General features: G+C 31.8%; 16 protein-coding genes and 1 tRNA gene. 13 read left to right on the top strand and 4 right to left on the bottom strand.

Annotated elements, in window-relative coordinates; genetic code table 11:
* Nucleotides 1-20: 20 nt before the first annotated feature.
* The 6 genes from BK011_07940 to BK011_07915 all read left to right on the top strand — a co-directional run bounded on the left by BK011_07940 (nt 21) and on the right by BK011_07915 (nt 9,280).
* Nucleotides 21-2,024, top strand: a complete 2,004-nt coding sequence (locus BK011_07940; protein ID AUD65627.1) for a hypothetical protein — start codon at nt 21-23, stop codon at nt 2,022-2,024.
* Between the two features lie 41 nt (nt 2,025-2,065).
* Entirely contained in the window at nt 2,066-3,484 is a 1,419-nt protein-coding gene (locus BK011_07935; protein AUD65626.1) for a pyruvate kinase, read from the top strand.
* Between the two features lie 105 nt (nt 3,485-3,589).
* Nucleotides 3,590-5,227 carry a hypothetical protein gene (locus BK011_07930; GenBank protein AUD65625.1) on the top strand — a complete coding sequence of 546 codons (1,638 nt, stop codon included), beginning with the start codon at nt 3,590-3,592 and terminating at the stop codon, nt 5,225-5,227.
* 212 nt (nt 5,228-5,439) lie between these two features.
* Entirely contained in the window at nt 5,440-6,675 is a 1,236-nt protein-coding gene (locus BK011_07925) for an aminopeptidase (protein AUD65624.1), read from the top strand.
* A gap of 47 nt (nt 6,676-6,722) precedes the next feature.
* Nucleotides 6,723-8,696 carry a hypothetical protein gene (locus BK011_07920; protein ID AUD65623.1) on the top strand — a complete coding sequence of 658 codons (1,974 nt, stop codon included), beginning with the start codon at nt 6,723-6,725 and terminating at the stop codon, nt 8,694-8,696.
* A 74-nt stretch (nt 8,697-8,770) separates the two neighbouring features.
* Complete coding sequence (locus BK011_07915; GenBank protein AUD65622.1) at nt 8,771-9,280, top strand: hypothetical protein; 510 nt, start codon at nt 8,771-8,773, stop codon at nt 9,278-9,280.
* 75 nt (nt 9,281-9,355) lie between these two features.
* On the opposite strand, the gene BK011_07910 is transcribed toward BK011_07915, so the two are convergent.
* The 4 genes from BK011_07910 to BK011_07895 all read right to left on the bottom strand — a co-directional run bounded on the left by BK011_07910 (nt 9,356) and on the right by BK011_07895 (nt 12,809).
* On the bottom strand, nt 9,356-10,117 hold the full coding sequence (locus tag BK011_07910; protein AUD65621.1) for a hypothetical protein: 762 nt from the start codon (nt 10,115-10,117) through the stop codon (nt 9,356-9,358).
* A gap of 40 nt (nt 10,118-10,157) precedes the next feature.
* Nucleotides 10,158-11,009, bottom strand: a complete 852-nt coding sequence (locus tag BK011_07905; protein ID AUD65620.1) for a hypothetical protein — start codon at nt 11,007-11,009, stop codon at nt 10,158-10,160.
* On the bottom strand, nt 11,006-11,353 hold the full coding sequence (locus BK011_07900) for a hypothetical protein (protein ID AUD65619.1): 348 nt from the start codon (nt 11,351-11,353) through the stop codon (nt 11,006-11,008). Before BK011_07900 ends, BK011_07905 begins: the two co-directional genes overlap by 4 nt.
* An 82-nt stretch (nt 11,354-11,435) precedes the next feature.
* On the bottom strand, nt 11,436-12,809 hold the full coding sequence (locus BK011_07895) for a hypothetical protein (protein AUD65618.1): 1,374 nt from the start codon (nt 12,807-12,809) through the stop codon (nt 11,436-11,438).
* Between the two features lie 140 nt (nt 12,810-12,949).
* Here BK011_07895 and BK011_07890 point away from each other — a divergent pair, with 140 nt between their 5' ends.
* The 7 genes from BK011_07890 to BK011_07860 all read left to right on the top strand — a co-directional run bounded on the left by BK011_07890 (nt 12,950) and on the right by BK011_07860 (nt 17,326).
* Nucleotides 12,950-13,414, top strand: a complete 465-nt coding sequence (locus BK011_07890) for a hypothetical protein (GenBank protein ID AUD65617.1) — start codon at nt 12,950-12,952, stop codon at nt 13,412-13,414.
* Nucleotides 13,415-13,476: 62 nt separating this feature from the next.
* A tRNA-Cys gene (locus BK011_07885) sits at nt 13,477-13,550 on the top strand.
* A 262-nt stretch (nt 13,551-13,812) separates the two neighbouring features.
* A complete protein-coding gene (locus BK011_07880) occupies nt 13,813-14,964 on the top strand; it encodes a hypothetical protein (GenBank protein AUD65616.1) in 1,152 nt (383 codons plus the stop codon).
* 91 nt (nt 14,965-15,055) lie between these two features.
* Nucleotides 15,056-15,676, top strand: a complete 621-nt coding sequence (locus BK011_07875) for a hypothetical protein (GenBank protein AUD65615.1) — start codon at nt 15,056-15,058, stop codon at nt 15,674-15,676.
* Nucleotides 15,669-15,989, top strand: coding sequence for a hypothetical protein (locus BK011_07870; protein ID AUD65614.1), 321 nt, complete (start codon nt 15,669-15,671; stop codon nt 15,987-15,989). Before BK011_07875 ends, BK011_07870 begins: the two co-directional genes overlap by 8 nt.
* On the top strand, nt 15,982-16,698 hold the full coding sequence (locus tag BK011_07865; protein AUD65613.1) for a hypothetical protein: 717 nt from the start codon (nt 15,982-15,984) through the stop codon (nt 16,696-16,698). Before BK011_07870 ends, BK011_07865 begins: the two co-directional genes overlap by 8 nt.
* Nucleotides 16,685-17,326, top strand: coding sequence for a hypothetical protein (locus BK011_07860; protein ID AUD65612.1), 642 nt, complete (start codon nt 16,685-16,687; stop codon nt 17,324-17,326). The genes BK011_07865 and BK011_07860 overlap by 14 nt, the downstream gene beginning before the upstream one ends.
* Nucleotides 17,327-17,331 lie beyond the last annotated feature (5 nt).

The raw sequence follows: 17,331 nt of genomic DNA, 5'->3' as shown, positions 1-17,331 counted from the left end.
TCTAAATAGGGAGAAGCGTTATGTTTGATGAGCAATTGATAGAAAGTTTAACAAGTTTACTTCAAAATGCCATACTACTTTTTGGTTTAGGCTTTTTATTTGCCGCTGCAACTTTTGATACAAAAATTAATAAAACAGTTGTCAAAGTCATCATGGGACTTATTATCGGTGGAATCACTTTACTCATTATGCGTAATCCATGGGAACTAGAAGCAGGTTTGTTTTTTGACACAAGAAGCGTGCTGCTGAGTGTTACCGGTATGTTTTTCGGAGTTATACCAACATCAATAGCAACCAGTGTTGCAATGATATACAGAATATTCATTGGTGGAGATGGCGTTTATGCAGGTGTTGCAACCATCATCATGTCTGCAACTATAGGTCTTAACTGGAAGCATATCCGTAAGTTTTTACCGAAACTGCCATTTTATATAGAGTATTATGTTTTAGGTGTTTTAGTACACATTGTTACTTTGATGAGTTTTTTACTGATTCCATGGCCACAAGCTTTTACTGTGATTAGACATACAGCAATTCCTTACTTAGTTTTCTTTCCAATCATCACATTATTGTTAGCAATTGTTGTTCATCATCAAAAAAATAGATATCAGATGCAAATTGACTTAAATCATCAAAAGGTTCTTTTGCAGTCTAGTATTGACTCAACACAAACCATGGAAATATTTGCACTCGATAAAAACTATAACTATTTAACATATAACCAGTTTCATAAGGAATCTATGCATAGATACTATGGTGTAGATATTGATCAAGAATCAAACTTTATTGATATGATTTCAAATGATGCAATTAAAGATCGATTAAAGAAATCTATTGATAGAGTTCTTCAAGGAGAATCATTTAAATCAATTATCGAAATAGAAGATCAAAAACACCATTTTTTAGAAGAGGTTTTCTCACCAATATATAATGATAAAGAGATTATAGGTGTAACTATTTTTATTGAAGACATTACCATTAGAAAGCAATATGAAAATGAAATTCTTGCTTTAAGTTATAAAGATGCTTTAACTGGTCTAAATAATCGAAGAAAACACCAAGAACAGTTACTTAGTTTGAATAAGCGAAAATATCATCCAATATCAGTTGTCTTTTTTGATATTAATGGGTTAAAAGTCATGAACGATGCTTTTAGTCATCAAGATGGAGATAAGCTCATCATTTTAGTGTCTCAAATGATTGCCGAAATGTTTAAAGATTATAATAACTATATTTCTAGAATTGGTGGAGATGAAATTATAGTCTTATGTCCAAATACTGAAGAAGAAGATGCCAAGAGATTAGCAAATAAAGCAAAAATAAAAATAGAAAACGAACAAATCAATCATATGGCAGTTTCTGTCTCATATGGTGTAAGTGTTAAACATGAAGATGAACATTTTGAAGAAATCATTAATCGTGCAGAGTCAGATTTATATAAGAACAAGCTTTTTGAAAGTGGATCACATCGAAATGAAACGATAAAAACGATCTTAAACACACTAAAAACAAAAGATGTGTATTCTGAAGAGCATTCTAAAAGAGTATCTGATATATGTAGACAAATCGGAAGAAGACTAGGCATGACCAAACAAGATCTAAACTTGCTGACAATGATTAGCAATCTTCATGATATCGGTAAGATAGCTATAGAAGATAAAATCTTAAATAAACCGGGTAAATTGAACACTGAAGAATGGCAAATCATGAAAAGACATCCAGAAACCGGATATCGTATATTGTCATCTTTACCAGAATACGGTGAAATAGCTATGGATATTTTATCTCATCATGAAAGATACGACGGTAAAGGTTACCCAAGAGGTATAAAGGGTGAAGACATACCAATAAGAGCAAGAATCATTGCGGTTGCAGATGCTTATGATGCAATGACCTCAGATAGACCCTATCGAAATAGAATGACTCATGAGGAAGCGGTTACAGAACTTTTGAATAACAAAGGCACTCAATTTGACCCTAAAATTGTGGATATTTTCATGTCGATTTTTAGCAAAAACCAGTAAAATCGTGTATAATGTATATAGAGAAATATGGAGGTAGCAAGATGATTAGAAAAACAAAAATTATTTGTACAATTGGACCAGCAATTGAATCAGAAACAATGATATCAAAAATGATAGATGCTGGTATGAATGTGGCTAGATTAAATTTTTCTCATGCAAATCATGAAGAACATTTAGCACGCATTAAAATGATCAGAAAAGTCTCAAAAGAAAAGGGACGTTATATCGGAGTTATGGCAGATACCAAAGGACCTGAGATTAGAACTGGGAAGTTTGAAAACGATAAAGCAGAATTTAAAACTGGAGACATTATTGAAGTTCATAGAGAAAACATATTGGGGAATTCTAAAAGATTTCACATTGATTGTAATGAACTTTATGATGATATGATTCCAGGGCAGTTCATTCTTATTGATGATGGTAAAATAAAACTTACTGTTTTAGAAAATAAAGATGGCGTTATGAAATGCGAAGTGATGAACTCAGGTGTTATTAAAACCAAAAAAGGAGTTAATGTACCTAATGTAAAACTTTCAATGCCATTCATTTCTAAAAAAGATCATGATGATATTGTATTTGCAGCGAGCAATGATGTTGATATGTTTGCTCTATCATTTGTAAGAAGAAAAGAAGATGTATTAGAAGTTAGAAAAATATTAGAAGATATGGGCAAAGGTGACATCGAAATCATTTCTAAGATTGAAAATCAAGAAGGTGTTGATAATCTTGATAGCATATTAGAAGTATCTGACGGTGTTATGGTTGCTCGTGGAGATTTAGGTGTGGAAGTGTCTACACAACTTGTACCTCTATATCAAAAACATATTATTAAAAAAGCTAATGAAGCTGGTAAACCTGTCATAACAGCAACACATATGTTAGAGTCTATGATGACATCACCAAGACCTACACGTGCTGAAGCATCAGATGTCGCGAACGCGATATTAGATGGATCAGATGCGATTATGTTATCTGGAGAATCAGCTGCTGGTGAATATCCAATAGAAGCTGTTTTAACAATGGATACCATTGCAAAAGCTATTGAACCAAGTATTCCTTATCGTGACCGATTAGAACATAACATTAAAACAAGTCAGCAAACTGTTAATGATGCAATTGGTATTGCTGTCAGTCAAACAGCATTATCACTTCCGAAAGCTGAAGTCGTTGTCGCATTTACAGAAACTGGTGGTACCGCAAAACGTATTTGTAAATTTAGACCATCAACACCAATAATCGCGATTACAGATAGCCTTAAGACTTGTCATAAGTTATCTTATTATTGGGGTGTTCATCCAGCATTTAGAGAAGATGTTAAAGATTATTCGTTATATGATGAAGCAGCGATAGATACTGCAAAAGCATTTGGATATAAATCGGGAACGACTCTCATTATTACATCTGGTTGGGCGCAACACCATGGTTCAACCAACACCATGAGAATTATTGATATTCCATAAATAGAAAACCGCTCAGCGGTTTTTTTATGTTTTGAATGGAAATGCTTTGATTATTTACTATGAATAAATGTATAATAGAAGAAACAAGCGAAGGAGTTTTGAAAGATGGAAAATAAGTTGAACTCTAAAGATAAAAATAATTACGACTTACAAAGTGGATTGAATGCCACTAATGAATCTATTAAAATTATCATTTACTATATACTTGTAAGTTTATTATGGATATTTGGATCTGATCGCTTATTGGAAATCATAGTTCAAGATCCTGATCGTATATTAAGATTTCAGACGATTAAGGGCATATTTTTTGTCATTTTCTCTGGTGTGATTTTTTATCTAATTTTATTTAATAGAATTAGTTTATATGTCGCTTCAATTGTTGACTTAAAAAAAGCTTATAAAAGACTAGATAAACTTCATCAAACTTCTCTTGATTTGGAAGAAAAGTTGTATCAAAAAGCATATTACGATGAACTCACTGGATTACCGAACAAAATATTGCTTGAAGAGAAGGTTGACCAATATATAGAAGAGCATCCAAAGCAAATGATGGCACTTGTTTATATGGATATTGATGAGTTTAGAAATGTCAATGAGGTTAAAGGGCATCAAGTTGGGGATCAACTGATTCAATCAGTTGCTCAAACTTTAAAAGCGTTTGTAAAGGATACAGATATTATATGCCACACTGGCGGTGATGAGTTTGTTGTTGGTTTTTTTGATCTAACAGATTTATCAAAGTTTTTAATAGACATAGAAAATTTTTTCAAAAATATAAAAAGAAGTTATATCCTAGATAAGGATGAATATTTTATTACATTTAGTGGAGGGGTTGCATTAGCACCTGATCATGGGCATGACTACATCACTTTACTTAGACACGCAGATAGTGCACTTTCTATGGCCAAGAGTAAAGGCAAGGATCGTTTAGTTATTTTTGATGATGAAATGGTAACTATGATTACTCAACAAACAGAAATGCTCAACCAGCTTAGAAATGCTATTCCAAATCATGAGTTTTCTCTACATTACCAACCCGTTATTGACCTTAATGATGGCAAAGTGATTGCAGCAGAAGCATTAATCAGATGGCATAATAAGATTAAAGGTTATATTCCACCGCTTGAATTTATTTCTTTATCAGAAAAAAATGGATATATCAAAGACATTACAGAATGGGTATTTTATCAAGCTGCTAAAGAACTAAAAAAATGGCCAATGAGCGATAATTTTAAGATATCCATTAACTTATCTGCTGTTATGCTCATTCATGAGACGTTTTTAAAATATTTGAACCAGTGGATTGAACAGTATCAAATCGATTGCAAAAAAATCATTTTAGAGATAACAGAGACTGCAGTGATTAGTGATATTAATAGAAGTATTCACGTGCTTTTACAACTTAGGAAATTAGGATTTACAATTGCACTAGATGATTTTGGAACTGGTTACTCATCATTAACATATTTACAAAAACTTCCGATAGATATTATTAAGATTGATCGTGGGTTCATTAGTCATATTCAAAAAGAAACTAAAGAGTTTCATGTTTTGAAATACATGATTGATTTAGCGCATCATTTAAACATGTTTGTTGTTGCAGAAGGTATTGAGATTGAGGAACAACAAAATATGGTAAAAAATTATAAAGGAAATTATGCACAAGGTTATTATTATGCAAAACCGATGCCTCAAGATCAATTGATTAAGTTTTTAAAAGAGCAAAAAAAGTTAAGTAGTTAGAACAAAACTAGGTAAAAAATAATCTAAATGTTTGTTTTGATTTTTAGAATATATCAGCTTTGATTAATAAAGAATACTACACAAATTACTTATTCATGCACATAAAGATATTTGATAAGGTTAAAAACTAGATGAGTTTGTAAGGAATCCTTCATGGGATTCTTTTTTTAATGGCTAAACTATGCTATAATATCAAAGATAGGAGTGATAAAATGCCAAAAAAAGAATTAATTAGAAAGTTAGCAGAACTTGCTGTGAAAGTTGGAGCTAACGTACAAAAAGATCAAGTTGTAGTCATTAGAACATCAACAGAAACAAAAGTTTTAGCTAGAGAGATTGCTGAGCAAGCGTATTTAGCAGGCGCAAAAAGAGTACATGTACAATGGAGCGATGAGTTTATATCTCGTCAGTCATTATTACATGCATCATTAGAAGAGTTAACTTACGTTCCTGATTATCTTGTAAGCCAGTATCAATATTTTGTCGATCAAGGTGCATGCTTTATCTCAATTGCATCTCCAATTCCAGGATTAAATAAAGATGTTGACCCTACAAAGTCACAAAAATCTGGAATCGCAATGCAAAAAGCAATTGCTTTCTTTAGAGAGTTTTTAATGGGGAATAAGTCGCAATGGACAATTGTTTCAGAACCAAACCCAATTTGGGCAAAACAAGTATTCCCTGAACTTGATGAGGAAGAAGCAGTTGAAAAACTTTGGAATGCTATACTCGATGCAAGTCGTGTGACAGAAGACAATGATGCTATTAAAGAATGGGAAGACCACAATGCTAGATTATTAGCACATAACAAGATTTTAAATGATTACAATTTCAAACATTTACATTTTAAAAACAGTTTAGGTACAGATTTGATTGTTGAACTTGTAAAAGATCATGTCTGGGCTGGTGGCGGAGAAGTCGCACTTAATGGTGCATATTTTAATCCAAATATCCCAACAGAAGAAAACTTCACAATGCCATATAAATGGGGAACAAGAGGAAAAGTTGTAGCAACTAAACCACTGAACTATCAAGGTAAACTTATTGATAAATTCTGGTTGGAATTTAAAGATGGTAAAGTTGTTGATTATGACGCTGAAGTTGAAAAAGGTGCATTAACAAATCTTTTAGAAACTGATGAGGGAAGTAAGTATATCGGTGAAATTGCACTCATTAGTCATGATTCACCAATTTCAAACACTAACATTTTATTTTTAAATACATTATTTGATGAGAACGCTTCATGCCATATGGCTTTGGGTAGAGCTTATCCAATGAATATTAAAAATGGTGTTAACTTAGATATTCCAACACTTGAAAAATCAGGATATAATAATTCTATGGTACATTCAGACTTTATGTTTGGAAGTAGCGATATGGAAATTACAGGTTTAACACAAGATGGAAAAGAAGTAAAAGTATTTGAGAAAGGTAACTTTGTCATTTAAGGGCTCTTTTAAGACGCCCTTTTTTTATTGGTAAAGAAGGATTGATTATGGAAAACATTAAGCTAGATGCTTTTTTAGATTATAAATATATATCTAATCTTAAAAGCAACAAAAGTCAAACAGCAGCGGCATTTACTGTAGGTAGTGCAAATTTAGATGAGAACACATATCATAATGATCTCTATCTGATTGAAAATGATAGAACAAGAAAGTTATTATCCTTAAAGAAAGATTCAGCTTTTATTTGGATAAATGATCATGAGTTGCTGATTTCAATGAAAAAAAATAAAAGTGATGAAAAAAAATCTAAAGATAAATACTCAACATTTTATAAATATGACATGATAAAAAAAGTCATTGAAAAAGCTTTTGAACTACCGATACCAGCATCAGTTGTTAAATATTTGGGACATCATAAATATCTTGTTCAAGCACAACTATCTAGTTTTGAACATCATCTTTACTTAGATGCTAAAGAAAATAGAAAAGACTTACTGAAAAAGATGAAAGAAGATGCTCTTTATGAGGACATCAATGAAATTCCTTTTTATGGTAACGGACAGGGTTTTACTGCAAATAAAAGACAACAATTATTTATCTATGATGAAGAAAAAGATATGTTGGACTTAATTGTTGATCCAGATTTTAATGTTGGTAGAGTTGTTGTTTCAGATGATTTAAAACATGTTTATTATACTGGAAAACAAGCAAAGCAAATCAAAAGTTTAACAACACATATTTATGTTTATCATGTGGACAGTAAGATTACAGATATTTTATATCATGAAGATGATTTTTCAATAAGTCAACTCTTTGTTATAGATGAAAAAATCATTGTTGCTGCAAGTGATATGAAAACTTATGGTATGAATCAAGACGATGATTTTTATGAGCTTAAAAATAAAAAATTAGTGATATATAAACCCTATGGGTTATCTATGTCATCATCGATTGGTAGTGATGTAAGATTAGGTGCTAACAAGCAATCACTTGTCCATCGTGGGTTAATTTATTTTGTAAAAACAAACGACGACCACACGGATTTAATGGTCTTAGATCAAGAAAAGAATATAAAATTAGTTTTTGAAATGAATGGATCCATTGATGGTATAGAAGTCATCGATAATGAGATTTACATTGTAGGGTTACTTAAACAAAAGCTACAAGAAATTTACAAAATAGATTTTGGGAAATTAAGACAATTATCTAGATTAAATCAAAAAATACTAAAGAGTAAATTTGTCTCAAAACCAAAAACCATGATTTATAAGTCAGTACATCATGAAGTCAAAGGGTTTGTATTATATCCTAAAGATTTTGATATGAATAAAACATATCCAGCGATTTTAGATATCCATGGAGGTCCAAAAACAGCATATGGCAAAGTCTTTTATCATGAAATGCAGTATTGGGCTAATCAAGGATACTTCGTTTGTTATGCTAACCCTAGAGGTAGTGATGGCAAAGGTGATCAATTCGCCGATATAAGAGGAAAATATGGAACGATTGATTATGACGACTTAATGAATTTCACAGATCTAGTTATAAAGAAGATTCCGCAAATTAATTTGGAACAATTTTTTGTAACAGGGGGTTCATATGGTGGGTTTATGACAAATTGGATTGTCGGTCATACACAAAGATTTAGGGCAGCTGCAACGCAAAGAAGTATTTCGAACTGGTTATCATTTCATGGAACATCTGACATTGGTTTTTATTTTTCTAAAGATCAAACTGCAGGTCACCCAAATGTAGATACTGATCTTTTATGGCAACAATCCCCTATGAAATATGCACTTCAAGTGAAAACACCACTTTTATTTATTCATTCTGATGAAGATTATCGTTGTCCGATTGAACAGGCCATGCAGTTTTTTACTATTTTAAAAGAAAAAGGACTAGATACGAAATTTATTTGGTTTAAAGGTGAAACACATGAACTTTCTAGAAGTGGTAAGCCACAAGCAAGAATTAAGAGATTAAAAGAGATTACAGAATGGTTTGAATCTCACAAATCATAAAAAATGTAAAATCCTTCGGTATTTATATAGTTTTGGTATATAATGAAAGTAATAACAAAGGAGGGTTTTAATATATGTGTTGGTTTTTTAAAAAACGTAAAGCAAAGAAACAAGCTTTACAAGAAGAACAATTGAAAATGCAACAAGAATCGATGAAAAAAGAGTCTATTCAAAAAGAAAAACCTGCTCCACAACCAGTTGAAACAAAGCCAGTCGTAGAGCCGGTTAAAAAGGTTGAAGAAAAGAAAGAAGAGCCAAAAGCTGTAAAAGCTGAGCCAAAAAAAGCGGAAACTGTAAAAACAGAACCAAAAAAAGCGGAACCTGTGAAAGTGGAAGATGATAAGGAAGATGCGAAATCTAAAAATCCTAAATATCATGTTTCTCAAAACAAAGATCCCAAAAGTCCAGCCTTTAAACAATGGCGTGTTCGTAAAGAGGGTTCTAACAAGACCATTAAGTATTTTGATACACAAGCTTTAGCAATTGCGTATGCAGAAGATTTAGCTGAAAAAAACGATACATCCATTGTTATTCATAAACTTGACGGAACCATTCGTAAACAAGATTATCAAAAGAAAGAATAAATGATACTTATTACACATAAGGTGTTTGTAGACAGTTAGGTCTATAAACACCTTTTTAAATATAAAAGGACAAAATTAATTGTCCTTAATTAATGCAAGTTCATCATCTTTTACTGTGAGTGAATATTTTTGATGAGGTTCTATTGAACCATCAATGATTTTGGTTGCGATAAGCGTCTCGATATGTCTTTGAATATAGCGTTTAAGTGGTCTTGCGCCATATTCATCATTATATCCGTGCTTAATTACGTATTTTTGGATAGACTCATCAAAGTTCATCATAATATTCTTTTCTAACAAGCGTTTCTTTAAGTCGTTTAACATCTTAAGCGCTATTTCGATTTGAACTTTAAGTCCAAGAGGATTAAATATTATTTGCTCATCTATACGATTCAAAAACTCAGGTTTAAATTTAGATTTCACTAAGTTTTGTACTTCCTTTTGAGCGTCAGCATCATTTCTTAGTAAAAACTCACTACCAATATTAGATGTTAATATGATGATTGTGTTTTTAAAATCAATTGTTCTTCCTTGATTATCAGTTAGTCTACCATCATCTAGTATTTGAAGGAGTATATTGAAAACTTCTGGATGAGCTTTCTCGATTTCATCAAATAGAATAATTGAATAAGGTTTTCTACGAACAGCTTCAGTCAGTTGACCACCTTCATCATATCCTACATAACCAGGAGGAGAACCAATGAGTCTAGAAACACTGTGTGATTCCATATACTCACTCATATCAATTCTAATGATTTGATGTTCGCTATCAAATAATGCTTCAGCAAGTGATCGAGCCACTTCGGTTTTACCAACACCTGTTGGACCTAAAAACATAAATGATCCAATGAAACTGTTTGCTAAATATGGACAGTAATTAAAAAAGGCTAGGAAGAGTTGACATTCTCAATTGTAGAGGTGTCAACTCTTTTATTATTTTACTTTGTCTATCTTCATTGTAATATGTGATGTAAGAATCGACAAGTGTTTTCATTTGTTTTATTGTGATTTGATGATGAAGATGCATACATTCACTTTTAAATTGACTGAAGAAAGATTCTATTGGACAATTATCTACGCAGCTGCCTTTTGCTGATACACTATGTTTTATCCAATGTCTTTTCAACCACCTATGGTAAGTTTGTCCAACAAATGCGGTACCTTGATCAGAATGCAGTATTAATCCTTTGCGATAATTTCTGGGTACGGTTCTTGTTGCTTGTTTTAAAGTATCCATGACTAGTTTCAAATCATTTCTTTCGGAAACTTTGTAACTGACAATATATTTATCATAGAGATCTTTTATCGCACACAAATAGATGGTTCCTTGTGTTGTGGGCAAATAAGAAACATCTATACTCCACTTTTGATTTGACATTTTTGTGGTAAAATCTCTTTGAAGGAGATTAGGAATGCGATGATGGTTGACCTTGCTATATCTTTTTCTCTTTCGTCTGATAATAGACTGAATACCATTCAGTTTCATGTATCGATACACGGTGCTCTTCGTGGTAAAGACGCCGTGTATTTTCTTTAATTTCATTTGAATTGTTTCTATGCCCCATCTTTTATCTTTATGGTAGAGACTAACAATCTGATGGTTAAGCAATTCATTGAACGCTTTATATTTTGGCCTACCTAAGCGAATCCATTCATAGTAACCGCTTCTTGAACATGACATCCTCATGCAGAGATAGATGATAGAATAACGATCCTTTAATTGGTCTATGACTTGGTATTTTTCTCGCGCGTTCTTAGGTAGGCTACCGCTTTTTTTATGTCTTCACCACTTTTGATATATTTTAACAGTTCTTCTTTACTCATGATGTCCAAGTTAAGCTTCTTAGGTCTACCTTTGTTTGGTATATCTTTTTTCGTACCTTTTCCTCTACGATCTACACAAGTGCCATGCTTTCGATACTGTTTTACCCATAAATCTAATTGACTATGAACAATATCAAAACTTCTAAGTATTTGACGCTGTGTTTTCTCTTTGCTTAAATACAGTTCTACAATCTTGTTTTTCTCATCAATTGTATACGATGGATGCTTTCTTGTTTTTCTTTCATTCATTCTAACGACTCCTTTATATTCATTCTAACAAAAAAAGCTAGAACACTATACTATGTCCTAGCCTTTTTTTAAGTTGTCCGTTTTAATCAAATAGTTTCATCGGTCTGTTTTCATCTTTGATACCAGCTCTTTGACGGATGATTGCATCACTGATTAGACGAATTGCATGATCTTGTCCAATCACGCGATTCTTCAAGGTTTCTTCAAGGTGTAGAAGCTTTTCTTTATCACCTGACATGAGTTTTGTGATTGGGATATGTGTCCATTTAGAAACGATTTCTGCAATGCTTTCCTCGCTAACAACTTCAGTTAATAATTTACCTTCTTTTGAACCTTCTTCGGACATCTCGTTGATTTTCTTTTCTAACTCTGGAATTTTACTGTATTGTAGCTCAGCAGCTCGTTGATAATTGTTATCATTAAAAGCATTTTGTAAATCAACGCGTAATTGCTCAAGTTCGTTTTTCTTAATTTTAATGGCATTGATTTGTTCTTTTTCTGCTTCCCATTGCTTTCGCAAATCTTTTTCTTCTTTTTTCAAAGTGTCGATTTCTTCTTTGATTTTTTTTAAACGATCTTTTGATATGGGATCAGATTCTTTATCCAGTGCAGTTTTTTCGATTTCTAGTTGCATGATTTTTCTTGTGACATCATCGAGTTCTACAGGCATAGAATCAATTTCCATACGAATAGAAGCACAAGCTTCATCTATAAGATCAATCGCTTTATCTGGTAAGAAACGATCAGTGATATAACGATTTGATAAAGTAGAAGCAGCGATAATCGCTGGGTCAGATATATGCACACCATGATGGGCTTCAAATCTTGATTTAAGGCCTCTTAAGATACTAATGGTATCTAGAACAGTAGGTTCTTCAATCAAGACTTTTTGGAAGCGTCTTTCGAGTGCAGAATCTTTTTCGATGTATTTTCGGTATTCGTTTAGTGTGGTTGCTCCAACACAATGCAGTTCACCACGTGCAAGCATCGGTTTTAACATGTTAGATGCATCCATAGCACCATCAACTCGTCCTGCGCCTACGATCGCATGTATTTCATCGATGAAAAGTATGATTTCACCGTTTGAGTCCTTGATTTTCTTTAATACAGCTTTAAGTCTTTCTTCAAATTCACCTCTGAACTTAGCACCAGCGACAAGCGCAGCTAGATCAAGTTCATAGATGATCTTATTTTGTAATCCTAGGGGAACGTCTTTATCAACAATACGTCTTGCAAGGCCTTCTACGATTGCGGTTTTACCAACACCTGGTTCACCGATTAATACAGGATTATTTTTTGTTTTTCGTGATAGTATTTTGATAACTCTTCTAATCTCATCTTCTCTACCGATGACTGGATCAATTTTACCTTTTTTGACCTCATCAACAATATTACGTCCAAATTTCTCAAGAACTTTGGGGTCGTTGTTATAGTCTTCCATTTGTGTAAAGTTCATGATAAGCCTCCTTTGGCAGTCATTATTTATGATTGCCATTTATATTATAAATCAAAGGTTTGGCACTGTCAACTATAAAGTGCTAAATTATATCATTTGATGTATAAAAGTTCTATGCTATAATGATTGTGGTGATAAAGATGGTGAAAGTATTGTTTGTATGTCTAGGAAATATTTGTAGATCACCTATGGCAGAAGGATTATTTAGAAAACGAGTTAAAGATTTAGGGTTAGAAGATCAAATTCATATTGAATCTAGAGCAACATCCTCATGGGAAATTGGAAATAAACCCCATCCAGGAACAAGCAAAATATTAAAAAGAGAAGAAGCTCTATATGATGATATGTACGCTCAAAAAATCACACAAAAAGATTTTGATGACTATGATTTTATTATTGGCATGGATGATCAAAACTTAAAAGACTTAAGGAAACTTGCAAAAGACCAATATCATAAAGTGTTTAAATACTTAGATGTTTGTGAACAATGTAAGTATAAAAATGTAGATGATCCATATTACACAGGATTATTTGATAAGACATTTAGTGATATTTATAATGTCATGGATTTATGGATAGAAATATTTAAGAAACAAATCGTTTAAAATAGCTATATGAGGATTGACTTTTTTCATACTAAAAGTTATAATAATATAGCATGTTTTAAGGCCCTGTAGCCAAGTGGTAAGGCATGGCACTGCAACTGCCTGATCGCCGGTTCAAATCCGACCGGGGCCTCCATAATTCGTAAAAATTACAAATAAGATTGATTTCTTGTTTGTTTTTTACATTGTCTTAATGTGTACTTGAATTTAATAGAGGGATTAAGGCTGAAATATACAGGTTTTAGAACTTTATTAATCGAAAATGAGTTGTGATTTTTCATCAGGAGAAGTCATATATTTAAACAGAAACTTAAAACTTTTGAAAGCAATAGTTTGACAAAAACAAATTATACACTTATAATAAAAGTGCTCTTAAAAAAAGAGTAAAAGGAGAAAACATGAAATATAGCACAGTTAAAATAGGCCTCGATTCACTAAAATTATCAAAACTTGGATTTGGATGTATGAGATTTCCAGTTGCTAATGGTAGTGTAGATTACACGAAAACCAAGGAGTTAATTGATCATGCTATTTCGAATGGTATTAACTATTTTGATACTGCTTATGATTACCATAATGGAAATAGTGAAATTGTTATTGGGGAAATACTATCTGAGTACCCAAGAGATGAAATCTACATTGCGGATAAACTACCGCTATACAGATGTCAAACATTAGATGATTGTGAACGCATTTTTTATGAACAACTTAGCAAATTAGGTACATCATATATAGATTTTTATTTGATCCATGCCTTGAATAGTGATACTTTTACTAGGATGAAAGACCTTGGAGTTATACCGTTTCTTAGAAAACTTAAATCAAAAGGTTTTATTAAATATATTGGTTTTAGTTTTCATGATTCTTATATGGTTTTTCATGATATTATTAATTACCATAAGTGGGACTTTGTTCAAATTCAACTCAATTATTTTGATACGGACTTTCAACAAGGAATGAAAGGTTATGCAGAACTAGTGAAAAAGAACATGCCAGTATTCATAATGGAACCGACTAAAGGTGGAAGATTAGTTTCACTTAACAAATCTATTAAGGATAAGATGAATTCGATCTCGCCGGATAAATCTATTGCATCATGGGCGTTTAGATGGTTTGCCAACCTTAAAGTTTCGGTAATATTGAGTGGGATGAGTTATATGGAGCATTTAAAAGATAACATCGAAACTTTTAGTACTTTTGAAAGTTTAAATAATGATGAACACTTATTGATCTTGACAATCGTACAAGAGTTAAAAAACTCAACCAAAGTCGAATGTACATATTGTAATTATTGTGCACCTTGTCCTAAAAATGTTGCTATAGCACAAAATTTTTATATATATAATCAATTCACAATGTTTCATAATTTTCAATGGGCAAGACAACAACTAAGTAAACTCAATAACAACAATATGGAGTCTTCTAATTGTGTAGACTGTGGTATATGTATACCCAGATGTCCTCAAAAAATACAGATACCCAAAGTATTAGAAGAGTTTGAGCATTTTAAAAAAAATATATTCATTGGGAGGAATAAAAATGAAGTTTAGTAAGTTAAAATTAATTTATGTGGTACTTGTAATCTTGTTTATAATACTTTTTGTATTCGGATTAACTAAGGCCATATAGGAGTTGAGTGAAATGAAAAAAACAAGTAAGAGTTTGATTAAAAACTATTATAATGACGGGATACTAGATCTATATTACTTTTTGTTCTGCTTTTTCTTTATGACAAACGTTAGTTTATCCAGAATGGGTTTATCTGATTTTATAGCACCACTAATAAGTATTTCAGTAAGTGTAATTATCTATAAAATGATTAATCAATTATCAAAAAAATTTAGCGATCAGATAAAAGGTATTGCAGTGTTTAAAAAAAGCAGTTTTAGACTTAATGAAATAATTTCCTTTTTGGTAATTATCTTACCAGTTATAACTAGCACACTAATAATTCTCATACGAGAAGATGTTCTTACGGGTGAAAACTTCATAATGTTAATCGTCTTTTCAGTTGTATTAGTTACCATTTCATTACTTTTGACACTGCGTTTCAAACAGTTCAGATTTTTGTATTATGCATTAATTATTTCATTATCATTTGTGATAGGAAAATGGATTGATACATCAAAAGAATTAAATTATGTTACACCAATACTTCTTATATTTGCAACTTTGATAATTCTCTTTATTTCGGGATTAGTTGTCTATAAGTTTTTGCAAAGAAATTCCCTAACGATATCGGGGTTGACGAGCGATGAGTAGAATAAAGCAGATTAATAATGGTGTAAGTGAGATTGATAAGGTGTTACACTCTCCACTCAGACTAAATATTGTGCTTATCTTGGATGAACTTGAGTACTGTGATGCTGTCTTTTTAGTAAATCAGTTGAATATCAGTTGGGGCAATTTATCCACACACCTTAATGTATTAGTAAATGAAAAATATGTTTCATCTGAAAAAAAGTTCATCGAAAAAAAACCTAAAACTATATTATCGATAACACAACTTGGAATTGAACGTTTGCAATCATATAAACAGAATATGACGAATTTGATAGGTGATAAGAATGAGTAGCATCGAAATTAATTATATTCATAAATCTTATGAAGGGTTCAAACTTGAAGTTGATAGTCTTCGATTTAATTCAGGAGAAATTATCGGTGTTATAGGTCCGAATGGAGCAGGAAAATCAACACTTTTGAATATATTGTTCAACCTAGAAAAGCCAGATAAGGCTGAGTTTAGATTGTTTGGCACAAATTTTGAGGTAAATCGAAAAATGCTACTTAATAATATTGGATATGTAACAGATGAGACTTCTGTGTTTGAGGATCGAAGTATTTACTGGAATGAGAAGTTCTTTTCAAGTTTTTATGATAATTGGAATTCCAATATGTTTTATGACTTGATGTCTAAGTTTAGTTTAGACTCAGATAAGAAGATAAACGAGTTATCAAAAGGTATGCGAATCAAAGCACATATTATTTTTGCACTCTCGCAACAACCACAATTATTGATTCTTGATGAACCTACATCCGGAATAGATCCGATAGATAGGTCTCAGGTCTTGAAATTATTAAAAGAGTATGTTAGTGAAAAAACTTCTAGAACGTTAATTATCTCTTCTCACATATCAGAAGATTTAGATCAAATTGCTGATATTCTGTTATTTATGAAAGATGGTAAGGTGTTGGAACATGATACTCTAAGAAACCTGAAAAAAAGATATGCAGGTGTATCAAAAATTTCAGATCTTATAGATAAGCTTTATGAATCTAAATAAGTTTTTTCGCATTCAGATTCTTCATGTTCGTTTTGTTTCGAAGCCTGTGTTAATCTACTTGATTCTAGTAGTATTATTTACTTTCTTTAGTTCTAAACTGGATTTTGTTTACATAGTCTTTAACATTCTTACTTACGTGTTTACGATGATATTCGTTTCTGTAACCCTTTATTATAATTATGAAATTTACAATTACGAGAGGATTTCCTTACGATTACCTGTAAATAGAAGTTATCATTCGATTGCAAGAACAGTGATTTATTTGGTCATATCATTTGTAGTGTTTTTACCTAGTACATATTGGTTCTCGAGAAATCTATTTGTTGATCTTAATGATTTGTTATTTGCAATCACATTGTTGTCAGTTGCAATAGTTTCCCTAATTGTACTGTTGATTCAGTTATTACAATCTGTTTATGGTACATTGCAGTTTAAAAAAGTTTTATTAGTGTATTCTTCAGTTGTAATGTTATTGCTGTTTGCACGGAATGATATTAACATCTTCGAGCTGAATGTTGCCTCCTCGTTACTATCAAAAATGAATATCAATTTACTCTCAGGGGGATTAATGTTTGTGATTCTTCTCGAATGGTTAATATTCAATGTTTTACTCGAAAAAAAGAAGTGAGAGGA

Source organism: Tenericutes bacterium MZ-XQ, from assembly GCA_002838205.1.
In the GTDB taxonomy this organism is placed as follows: domain Bacteria; phylum Bacillota_I; class Bacilli_A; order Acholeplasmatales; family Acholeplasmataceae; genus Mariniplasma.
The sequence above is the reverse complement of the archived record's forward strand: the minus strand, read 5'-3'. Positions and strand labels throughout refer to the sequence as shown.